Annotated in this window: 9 protein-coding genes; 8 read left to right on the top strand and 1 reads right to left on the bottom strand. The window is 74.3% G+C overall.

Annotated elements, in window-relative coordinates; translation table 11 throughout:
* The first annotated feature begins 6 nt into the window (after positions 1-6).
* The 5 genes from DEJ25_RS06490 to DEJ25_RS06510 are packed head-to-tail and all read left to right on the top strand — an operon-like array spanning position 7 to position 5,161.
* Positions 7-1,023: a glycosyltransferase family 1 protein gene (locus DEJ25_RS06490; protein ID WP_258366436.1), complete on the top strand. Its 1,017-nt coding sequence runs from the start codon at positions 7-9 to the stop codon at positions 1,021-1,023.
* Positions 1,023-2,378, top strand: a complete 1,356-nt coding sequence (locus DEJ25_RS06495; protein ID WP_110902333.1) for a glycosyltransferase — start codon at positions 1,023-1,025, stop codon at positions 2,376-2,378. The genes DEJ25_RS06490 and DEJ25_RS06495 overlap by 1 nt, the downstream gene beginning before the upstream one ends.
* The gene (locus DEJ25_RS06500) at positions 2,375-3,025 is read left to right on the top strand and encodes an SIS domain-containing protein (RefSeq protein ID WP_110902334.1); all 651 of its coding nucleotides are present in this window, start codon (positions 2,375-2,377) and stop codon (positions 3,023-3,025) included. Before DEJ25_RS06495 ends, DEJ25_RS06500 begins: the two co-directional genes overlap by 4 nt.
* Positions 3,022-4,413 carry a PfkB family carbohydrate kinase gene (locus DEJ25_RS06505; protein WP_110902335.1) on the top strand — a complete coding sequence of 464 codons (1,392 nt, stop codon included), beginning with the start codon at positions 3,022-3,024 and terminating at the stop codon, positions 4,411-4,413. Before DEJ25_RS06500 ends, DEJ25_RS06505 begins: the two co-directional genes overlap by 4 nt.
* A gap of 43 nt (positions 4,414-4,456) precedes the next feature.
* Positions 4,457-5,161 carry an SDR family oxidoreductase gene (locus DEJ25_RS06510; RefSeq protein ID WP_110902336.1) on the top strand — a complete coding sequence of 235 codons (705 nt, stop codon included), beginning with the start codon at positions 4,457-4,459 and terminating at the stop codon, positions 5,159-5,161.
* Positions 5,162-5,402: 241 nt separating this feature from the next.
* Here DEJ25_RS06510 and DEJ25_RS06515 read toward each other — a convergent pair whose 3' ends face one another.
* The gene (locus DEJ25_RS06515) at positions 5,403-6,503 is read right to left on the bottom strand and encodes a glycosyltransferase family 9 protein (RefSeq protein ID WP_111044161.1); all 1,101 of its coding nucleotides are present in this window, start codon (positions 6,501-6,503) and stop codon (positions 5,403-5,405) included.
* Between the two features lie 209 nt (positions 6,504-6,712).
* Here DEJ25_RS06515 and DEJ25_RS06520 point away from each other — a divergent pair, with 209 nt between their 5' ends.
* Genes DEJ25_RS06520 through DEJ25_RS06530 form a run of 3 tightly spaced genes read left to right on the top strand, consistent with a single transcriptional unit; the run spans position 6,713 to position 10,733 of the window.
* A complete protein-coding gene (locus DEJ25_RS06520) occupies positions 6,713-8,239 on the top strand; it encodes an aldehyde dehydrogenase (RefSeq protein WP_111044162.1) in 1,527 nt (508 codons plus the stop codon).
* Positions 8,236-9,825 carry a D-glycero-beta-D-manno-heptose 1-phosphate adenylyltransferase gene (rfaE2, locus tag DEJ25_RS06525; RefSeq protein ID WP_111044163.1) on the top strand — a complete coding sequence of 530 codons (1,590 nt, stop codon included), beginning with the start codon at positions 8,236-8,238 and terminating at the stop codon, positions 9,823-9,825. Before DEJ25_RS06520 ends, rfaE2 begins: the two co-directional genes overlap by 4 nt.
* Positions 9,822-10,733 carry a glycosyltransferase gene (locus DEJ25_RS06530; RefSeq protein WP_110902340.1) on the top strand — a complete coding sequence of 304 codons (912 nt, stop codon included), beginning with the start codon at positions 9,822-9,824 and terminating at the stop codon, positions 10,731-10,733. The genes rfaE2 and DEJ25_RS06530 overlap by 4 nt, the downstream gene beginning before the upstream one ends.
* Positions 10,734-10,762: the final 29 nt, after the last annotated feature.

A 10,762-nucleotide genomic window follows, 5' to 3' on the forward strand; every position in this document is an offset into this window, starting at 1 on the left:
CAGTGCATGCGGATCCTCGTGTGGCACGTGCACGGCGGCTGGATGGACGCCTTCGTCCGCGGCCCGCACGAGTACCTCATCCCCACGACCCCCGCCCGTGACGGCTGGGGCCTCGGTCGCGGTGGCCGGAGCTGGGGCACGAACGCCGTCGAGATCGCGCCCGAGGACGTCGCCGACGCCGAGGTCGACCTGGTCGTCCTGCAGCGACCGGAGGAGCTCGAGGTCGCCCGCGACCTGCTCGGCGGGCGCGACGTGCCCGTCGTCTTCGTGGAGCACAACGCCCCGCGTGTCGACGTGCCGAACAGCCTGCACCCGTTCCGGGACCGCGACGACGTGACCATCGCGCACGTCACGCACTGGAACGCCCTGATGTGGGACTGCGGCTCGACCCGCGCCACCGTCGTCGAGCACGGCGTCGTCGACCCCGGTCCGCTGTACACCGGTGAGCTCGAGCGGTTCGGCGCCGTCATCAACGAACCCGTCCGACGCAACCGCGTCGTGGGCACCGACCTGCTCCCCCGCTTCGGCGCGGTGGCACCGGTCGACGTGTTCGGGATGGGCACCGAGAAGCTCGACGACCTCGGCCACGGTGACCTGCTCGTCGGGATGGGCGACGTCAAGCCCGACCCGATGCACGCGGCCCTCGCCCGTCGCCGGGCCTACGTCCACGCCAACCGGTGGACTTCGCTCGGGCTCTCGCTCATCGAGTCGATGCACATGGCGATGCCGGTGCTGGTCCTCGCCACCACCGACGCCGCACGGACCGTGCCCGCCGAGGCCGGCGCGATCGGGACGGACGTCGAGGAGCTGGTGCGGGTCTCCCGGACGCTGGTCGACGACCCGGACGAGGCTCGCCGACGCGGCCTCGTCGCCCGGGAGGCCGTGCTCGCGCGCCACGCGCTGCCCCGGTTCCTGGCGGACTGGGACGAGCTGCTGGACGACGTGCGGTCACGACACCGGTCCCGGACCGGAGCCACGACCGTCGGTGCGGGGGCTGCGGCACCGCAGGGAAGGAGCATCTGATGAAGATCGCCATGGTCTCGGAACACGCGAGTCCGCTCGCGACCCTCGGCGGGGTGGACGCCGGTGGACAGAACGTCCACGTCGCCGCGCTCTCCGCTGCACTGGCCGACCGAGGCCACACCGTGACCGTCTACACGCGGCGCGACGACGCGTCGCTGCCGGTGCGCGTGCCGCTCCGACCGGGCGTCGACGTCGTCCACGTCGACGCGGGACCGGCCCGGCACGTCCCGAAGGACGACCTGCTCCCCTACATGGGCACGTTCGCGCAGGTCCTGGCGTCGGAGTGGTTCGTCGACCGGCCCGACGTCGTGCACGGCCACTTCTGGATGTCCGGCCAGGCGACCATCGACGCCGTGGGCCAGGTGCAGGTGCGCACCGGAGGCACGCGGATCCCCGTCGTGCAGACCTTCCACGCCCTCGGCGTCGTCAAGCGTCGACACCAGGGTGCCGCGGACACCAGCCCCGTCGAACGTGAGTGGCTCGAGCCCGCCGTCGGCCGGAGCGCCGACCAGGTCGTCGCCACGTGCTCCGACGAGGCGTTCGAGCTGAAGAGCCTCGGCGTGCCGCTGCGGTCCATCTCCGTCGTCCCGTGTGGCGTCGACGTCGAGCTGTTCCGACCGGACGGCCCCGTCGAGGAACGCGGGCGCACCTTCCGGGTGCTCACCGCCTCCCGCCTCGTGCAGCGGAAGGGCGTCGGCACCACGATCGCGGCCGTCGCCCAGCTCGTCGCGGCCGGTCGAGACGTCGAACTCGTCATCGTCGGCGGTGCCGGCACGGCCGGTGCCGACCTGCCGGACGACCCCGAGTACCAGCGCCTCGACGCGCTGGCCCGCGACCTCGGCATCCGCGACCACGTCTCGTTCCGCGGGCAGCTCGCCCAGGAGGCGATGGGCTCGGTGTACCGCAGCGCCGACGTCGTCGTCTGCGCGCCCTGGTACGAGCCGTTCGGCATCGTCCCGCTCGAGGCGATGGCCTGCGGCGTGCCGGTGGTCGCCTCCCGCGTCGGTGGGCTCATCGACACGGTCGTCGAGGACGCCACCGGGCTGCACGTCGAACCCCGTGACGAGGACGGCCTCGCCGCAGCCCTCGGCGGCCTGCTCGACGACCCCGAGCGCCGTGCCGCCTACGGCCGCGCCGGTCGCCGCCGCGCCGAGTCCCGGTACACGTGGCAGAAGGTCGCCACCGACACCGAGCGCGTCTACGAACGGCTCGTCGCCGGCGGTCGGGTCCGTCCCGTCCGTCCGGTCGGCGGCATCGGCACCGCACCCACCACCCGCATCCCGGACGCCGTCCGACCCGCCGAGGACGCGCTGGCCGAGGCCGCGCTCCCCATCACCGAGAGGAACGCCCGATGACCATCGAGCAGACCGGGATCGGCACGACCGAGACCCCGACCGTCGACGCCCCGCCCAGCGACGCCTCGACCAGCACCCGCGCGGTGCTCGAGCACATCGCGGCGTCCGTGCCCGTCATCGCGTCCCTCGTCGACCACAGCGACCACATCGCCGCTTGGGCGGACGACATCGCCGCCCGTCTGGTGGCCGGGCGTCGCCTGCTCGCCGCGGGCAACGGCGGTTCGGCGGCCGAAGCGCAGCACCTGACCTCCGAGCTCACCGGCCGCTTCGACGGTGACCGACCCGCGTACTCGGCGATCTCGCTGCACGCCGAGACCTCCGCCGTCACCGCGATCGGGAACGACTACGGCTTCGAGCAGGTCTTCGCCCGTCAGGTCCGCGCACACGCCCGCGCCGGTGACGTCGTCGTCCTCCTCAGCACCAGCGGCAAGAGCCCGAACCTGCTCGCCGCCGCGGCAGCCGCCCGGGACGCCGGAGCGCGGTCGATCGCGATGACCGGTGCGCTGCCGAACCCGCTCGCCAGCGCAGTGGACGACGTCATCGCCATCGACGGCCCGTCCGCCAACGTGCAGGAGGCGCAGCTCGTCCTCGTGCACGCCCTCTGCCGGGCCATGGAGCCCGCGCTCCGCCGAGGAGGCACCCGATGACCGACCGTCGACTCCGCATCGTCGTCGTCGGCGACACGCTGCTCGACGTCGACGTCAGCGGCACCAGCGATCGTCTCAGCCCGGACGCGCCGGTCCCCGTCGTCGACGTCCGCTCGGACCAGCGCCGCGCCGGTGGTGCCGGTCTCGTCGCGACCATGCTCGCGAAGGACGGTCACGACGTCTCGCTGGTCACCGTGCTCGGTGACGACGCCCACGCGGACCAGCTCCGGTCGTTGCTCCCCGGCGTCCGCATCGTCGACGGCCCCTCCGGCGCGCCGACCCCGGTGAAGACCCGGGTCCGCGTCGGCGAGCACGCCCTGGTCCGGATCGACGAGGGCTGCGACACCCCGCCGGTCCCCGCCGTGACGCCCGCCATGCGCGACGCCCTCGACGGCGCCGACGCGGTCATCGTCGCCGACTACGGACGCGGGCTCACCGAGGCGGCCGAGATGCGTGCCGCGCTCGCTGCGGTCGTCGGGCACACGCCCGTCGTCTGGGACCCGCACCCGAAGGGCGCCACCCCCGTCGCCGGCACCACCGTCGTCACGCCGAACGCCAGCGAGGCGCACCGGTTCACCGGCATCGTCGGCAGCGGGGTCGCCTTCGCGACGGACGCCGCCGCGGACCTCGTCGCCCGTTGGGACGTCCGCGCCGTCGCCGTCACGATGGGCGACCGCGGGGCACTGGTCGGCAGCCGCACGCCCCGCGGCGCCGACTCCCGGTTCGTCCCCGCTCCGTCCGTCACGGCCGGCGACCCCTGCGGTGCCGGCGACCGGCTCGCTGCCGGGGTCGCCGTCGCCCTCGCCGACGGAGCGGAGATCGCCGACGCCGTCACGGCCGGGGTCGAGGCCGCGTCCGCGTACCTCGCCGCCGGTGGCGTCGCCTCGCTCGTCGAGGGCGCGCCACCGGCACCGATCGCCGTGCCCGGTGCGGACCGGGACGCACTGCGTGTCGTCCACGAGGTCCGTGCCTCCGGCGGCGTCGTCGTCGCGACCGGCGGCTGCTTCGACCTGCTGCACGCTGGACACGCGCGCACCCTGTCGGCAGCGCGGGCACTCGGCGACTGCCTGGTCGTGTGCCTGAACTCGGACGATTCGGTCCGGGGGCTCAAGGGCCCGGACCGGCCGATCATGGGCCAGGACGACCGAGTCGAACTCCTCCTCGCACTGGACTGCGTCGACGCCGTCGTCGTGTTCGACGAGTCCACCCCCGACGAGGCGCTCCGTCGCTTCCGCCCGGACGTCTGGGCGAAGGGCGGCGACTACACCGCGGACGAACTGCCCGAGTCCGTGACCCTCGCCGAGTGGGGTGGACGGGTCGTCACCGTGCCGTTCCACCCAGGCCGCTCCACCACCCGGCTCGCCGCCGCGATCGAACGTGTCGGCTGAGCCCCACCGCTCTCCATCTGCCCCACCACAGCAAAGGACATCCATGCCCGTCCCCACCACCCCCATCGGCCGCGTCCTCGTCACGGGCGGCGCCTCCGGACTCGGCGCAGCCGTCGTGGCCGCCGTCACCGAGGCCGGCGGCACCCCGATCGTCCTCGACCTGCGCATCGACGCCGTCCCCGAGGGCGTCGACGCCGTCGCCGTGGACGTCTCGGACACCGACGCCGTCGAACGTGCTGTCACCGAAGCGGTCGAGCGCCACGGTGGCCTGGACGCCGTCGTGACCGCGGCGGGGATCGACACACCCGCTCCGATCGACGCCATCTCGTCGGGCAACTGGGAGAAGATCGTCGGCGTCAACCTGATCGGCACCGCGTCGACCGTGCGCGCCGCACTGCCTGCGCTCGAGGCGACGCACGGCCGGGTCGTCACTATCTCGTCGTCGCTCGCCCTGCGCGGCGTCGGCCACGGCACCGCCTACTCGGCGTCGAAGTTCGGCGTCCGCGGGTTCTCGCAGGCCCTCGCCGCGGAGACCGCCGGCCGCGTCGGCGTCACCAACGTGATCCCCGCCGGCATGCGCACCAACTTCTTCGCGGACCGGACCGAGCAGTACAAGCCGGGTCCGGACGCACAGCTCATCGAACCGGAGTACGTCGCGAACTCGATCATCTTCGCCCTCTCGCAGCCGGCCGGGTGCGAGATCCGCGAGCTGTCGATCATGCCGGCGACTGAGCCCAGCTGGCCCTGAGCCGTGCACACGACCGGCGCATGCGCCTGACGGACGGGAGGCCCGGTACCAGCTGGTACCGGGCCTCCCGTCCGTCTGCGGTCGCGCCGTGCCGCCGCCCGCCAGCCCGCCGCCGAGGTCGCACGAGCTGCTGCCCGGACGGCCTACCGGCAGCCGATCGTGCACCCTCGGCGAGGGGCGCGCGGCACGTCGTGCGACCTCGGGAGGCCCACACCGGCCCCGACGGACCGGCCCACCGCCGTCAGTTGGTGGTGAGCAGGTCCTCGACGTCCGCCAGGACCCGGTCCGGGGTGATCTCGTCGACGAACGACGGGTCGTGCTCGCACCGCTCGGCGCTCCACCCCACCTGCGTGACGTCGACGTCGCACACCGGGCACCGGGTGACGAAGCTCATCAGGACCCGGTGCCGTCCGCGGTCGAGCGGCCCGGCGTTGATGACGTTGCCGAACCAAAAGACGCCGACGGTCGGGGTGCCGACCGCGACGGCGAGGTGCCGCGGACCGGAGTCGTCGCCGACCATGACGTCGGCGGCACCGAGCACGGCGGGCAGTTCCGGCAGCGGCAGGGTGCCGGTGAGGTCGTGCAGGCGGGCGGCAGCCTCGGGCCCGACCGCCTCGGACACCGACGCCCGGATGGCGGTCGCGGCCGGCCGGTCCGAGTCGTCCCCGACGAGGACGACGTCGTCGCCGGCCTCGAGTCGGGCGACCGCGACGGCAGCGAACCGCTCCGGGCTCCAGCGCCGGCGGGGGTCGGTGGCACCGGGGTGCATCGCGACGAGTCGGCCGGTGACGCCGAGGCGCTGCCGGACCGCGGCCCGCTCGTCGTCCGTCACGGAGAGGCGCGGGTCGAGCGTGACGGGTTCGGCACCGGCGAGCCCGACGACCTCGAGCGCGCGGAGCACCTCGTGCTGGTAGTAGACGTAGCGGACCCAGCGCTCCGTGGGGGTGGCGTCCTCGGTGGCGGTGCCGATCGAGTGCGCAGCACCCAGGCGGAGCAGGAACGGGTTCGAGTTCCGGCCACCGCCGTGCAGCTGCACCGCCAAGTCGAACCGGCCGTGCAGGCGGGCGAAGAAGTCCTCCGGGTCCGGGGCACCGTCGCCGCCGTCCCGGACGCCCGGCGACACGGGCAACTCCTCGACGGCGTGCACGACGTCGGAACGGCCGGCGAGCAGCACCCGGGCCATCGGGGTGCCGAGCAGGGTGATCCGCGCCTCCGGGTACGCGGCGGCCAGGGCCTCGATCGCCGGCATGGCGAACATGAGGTCGCCGAGTCCCCCGCCCCGGAGCACCGCGATCTCGCGGACCCCCTCGAAGCGGTCGCCGCCACGTCCGATCTGCACCACGCCTGTCGTCCTCCTCGTCGTCCGACGCTGCCCGGTGTCCCGTCGCGCGTCCCTTCGTTCCTACCGACCGGAGCCGGTGCAGGTGCCGAGACCGCGGACCAGCTGCGTCCCGTGGACATGACGGCGCGACCCGTGGGCGCGTCCAGCAGGAGGAGTGCACCGTGGGGAGCCCCGGTGTACGTGACCGGACCACCACGAGAAGGACGCACATGACGCTCGATGCCCCCACCACCACCGCTCCGTCATCGGACGACTCGTCCGCGGACACGATCACGGTGCTCGATCCCGTGACCGGCGAGGTGGCCTCGGAGACCCGCCGGAGCACGGCGGACGAGGTGCGGGACGCGGTCGCGCGTGCGCGGGCAGCGGCGACCGGATGGGCCCGGACGGCTCCCGGTGAGCGTGGGGCGCTCCTCCGGGCAGCGGCCGAACGGCTCCGTGACCACGCCGACGAGCTCGCCGCGATGAACACCCGCGAGACCGGCAAGGTCCCGGGCGACGCCCTCGGCGGAGTCGAGGCCGGCATCAACACGCTCATCCAGTACGCCGAGCTCGGCCCCCTGCACCGCGGCGAAGCCCTGCGCGGCAACCACGGTGCCGCCGACTTCGCCGTCCCGCACCCCCGGGGCGTCGTCCTCGCCCTGACCCCGTGGAACGACCCGGTGGCCGTCGCGTGCGGGATCCTCGGCGCCGCGATCGCCGCCGGCAACACCGTCGTCCACAAGGGCAGCGAGCGGAGCCCGGGCACCATTTCACTGCTCAACCGCCTGCTCGCCGCCGAGCTTCCCGACGGCGTGCTCGTCGGCGTCGACGGTGACGCCACGACCGGTGAGCAGCTCCTGGCCGAGGACGGCATCGCCGTCTACGCCCACGTCGGTTCGACGGCGACAGGCGACCGTCTGGCCGAGGCCGCGCTCCGCACCCGCGCGCACGTCATCCGCGAGAACGGCGGCAACGACGCCGCCGTCGTGGACGCCGACGTCGACCCCGTCTGGGCAGCCGACCAGGTCGCCCTCGGGGCCTTCGCGAACACCGGGCAGATCTGCACGAGCGTCGAGCGCGTCTACGTGCACCGCGACATCGCCGAGGAGTTCACCGCTGCCCTGGTACGTGCTGCCGAGCGCAAGACCGCGGCCGCGGCGGCGGACTTCGGCCCCCTGGTGGACGTGCGCCTCCGTGCGACCGTCCAGCAGCACGTCGACCAGGCCGTCGCCGCCGGCGCGCAGGTCCTGACCGGCGGGGCGGTCCCCGCGGGCACGGGCACCTTCTACCCGGCGACGGTGCTCACCGGCTGCACCGACGACATGCTCGTCCTCACCGAGGAGACGTTCGGCCCGATCGCCCCGATCCGCGTCGTCGAGGACATGGCCGAGGGGCTGCGCCTCGTCGCGGAGGACCGCTACGGCCTGGCCGCGACCGTCCTGACCGCCGACACCGCGACCGCGCTGCAGGCCGCGGCCGAACTGCCGGTCGGCACTGTGAAGGTCAACGCCGTGTTCGGCGGCGCACCCGGCGGCAGCGCGGAGCCGCGCGGCGCGTCGGGCTCCGGTTTCGGCTACGGCCCGCACCTGCTCGACGAGATGACGACGACCACGGTCGTGCACCTCGAGGCCGCCCCGCGACGCACGACGAGCTCGGCCGCCGCGAGCACCGGCACCGGCACCGGCACGGCCGTCGACCCGTCCACCGCCGGCAGCCACGGCACCGACACCGCGACGGCCGAGGACGTCCGATGACCGCCGACGTCCGCATGGTCCGCCGCGTCGTCGACACGATCGCGGCGCGCCAGCCGGTCGTCGTGGTCGTCGGGGACGTCATCCTGGACCGCTGGACGGTCGGCGCAGCCGAGCGGGTCTCCCGCGAAGCCCCGGCCCCCGTGGTCCGCGTCACCGAGACGATCGCCGTCCCGGGAGGCGCGGCGAACACCGCGGTCAACGCCCGGGCCCTGGGTGCCGACGTCCGGATGGTCGCCCTGATCGGCGACGACGAGACCGGCCGGGTCCTGCGGGACCGCCTGGAGGCCGCCGGCGTCGACACCCGCTGGCTGGTCGCGGTACCGGGCGCGACGACGACGAGCAAGGACCGGATCGTCGGTGGGGACCGTGTGGTCGTCCGGGTCGACGACCTGGCCGGGCCGCCGAGTGCGGCGGACACGGCCCTGCTCGCCGAGGCGACGGCAGCGGCGGTGCAGGGACGCATCCCGGGCACCCCCGACACCATCGCCGGAGTCGACGGAGCCGCCGCCGCGGACGCCGTCGTGGTCTGCGACTACGACCTCGGCGTCGACGCCGCCGCGATCGTCCCCGTCCTCGAGCGGGACCGACCGACCACCGTGGTCGTCGACGCGCACGACCTCGGGCGCTGGCGTGCCCTGCAGCCGGACCTCGTCACGCCGAACGCCGGCGAGGCCGCCGCACTGCTCGGCCGCGACCTCGGCCAGGGTGCCGGACGTGCCGAGACCGTCGTCGCCGCTCGGGAAGAGGTCCTCACGGTCACCGGTGCGCGGAACGCCGTCGTGACGCTGGACCGCAACGGCACGGTCCTGCTCGAGGACACCACGGCCCCGGCCACCGACGTGCACCGCACCCGCGCGACCCCGGCTTCCGAGCAGCAGGCCTCCGGTGCCGGCGACACGTTCTGCGCCGCGGCCTCGGTCGCCCTCGCGGTCGGCACCCCCGTGCGCGAGGCCGTCTCGTTCGCTCAGGCAGCAGCCGACGTGGTCGTGCGCGAAGCCGGCACCTCCGTGTGCACCGCCGAGGCCCTGGTGGCGTCGGTGTCGGCTCCCGCCGAGACCGTCGTCGACCACGACCAGCTCGCCGACGCGGTCGAGGAGGCCCGGCGCGCCGGTCGTCGCATCGTCTTCACGAACGGGTGCTTCGACGTCGTCCACCGTGGGCACACGACGTACCTGCGGCAGGCGAGCGAGCTCGGCGACCTGCTCGTGGTGGCGCTGAACGACGACGACTCGGTCCGGCGCCTCAAGGGACCGGAGCGTCCGATCAACACGGCCGAGGACCGCGCCGGTGTGCTCGCCGCCCTGGCCTGCGTCGACCTGGTGACGGTGTTCGCGACCGACACCCCGATCCCGCTCATCGAGCGGATCCGCCCCGACGTCTACGTCAAGGGCGGTGACTACTCCCCCGAGATGCTCAGCGAGACCGAGGTGGTCCGCGCGCACGGTGGCGAGGTCGTCATGGTCGACTACGTCGCCGAGCACTCCACGAGCGCGGTCGTCCGCCGGATCCGCGAGACCGCGGCCGGCACCGGCACCGGCGCCGGAGCGCCGACGGGAGACCCGACCGCCGTGTCGGGGGACGCATGACGCGCGGCGCACGGTGGTCCGGCGAGTGGGGTCGACCGACCGCGGACCCGGCGGTGGAGAGCGCCCCCGTCGACGTCGACGTCCTCGTCCCGACGGTCGGGCGCACCGCCGAACTCGCCGTGACCCTGGCCGGCCTGGCCGCTCAGACCGACGTCGCCTTCCGCCTCGTGCTCAGCGACCAGTCCGCGACGGGCGACGCCGTCGCACAGCCGGCGGTCGCCGCGATGCTCCGCGTCCTGGAGGCCCAGGGCCGGCCCGTCACGCTGCTCACCCACCCGGAGCGGCGCGGCCTCGCTGAGCACCGGCACTTCCTGCTCGCCAACGCCACCGCGGACGCCGTCCTGTTCCTCGACGACGACGTCTGGCTGGAACCCGGGTCCGTGCACCGGATGCTCGACGCCCTGCGCTCGCTCGGCACCGGCTTCGTCGGGAGCGCCGTCCAGGGCCTGTCGTACCTCGAGGACCGCCGCCCGCACGAGACAGCTCCGTTCGCGGTCTGGGACGGCCCCGTCGTTCCCGAGGTGGTGCGTCGCGGGACGCCCGGCTTCGACCGCTGGTCCCTGCACAACGCCGCGAACCTGGCCCACGTCGCTGCCGAGCTCGACGTCGAGCCGGGCGGCTGGCTGCCCTACCGGGTCGCGTGGGTCGGCGCCTGTGCGCTGTACGACCGGGCAGCGCTCGAGGCGGTCGGCGGCTTCGGGTTCTGGGAGACCCTGCCGATCGGGCACGCGGGCGAGGACGTGGTCGCGCAATGGCGGGTGATGGAGCGCTTCGGCGGCGCCGGCATCGTGCCGTCCGGGGCCGTGCACCTCGAGGCGCCGACGACGGTGACGGACCGCTCTGTCGACGCTCCCGACGTCGTGTTCGCCGACGAGTTCCCGCACGAGCAGGTCCAGCAACGACCCTGACGGCGTCTGCGCGGCCCCGACGGCGTCCC

Origin of the sequence: Curtobacterium sp. MCPF17_011 (assembly GCF_003234145.1) — a bacterium.
In the GTDB taxonomy this organism is placed as follows: Bacteria; Actinomycetota; Actinomycetes; order Actinomycetales; family Microbacteriaceae; genus Curtobacterium.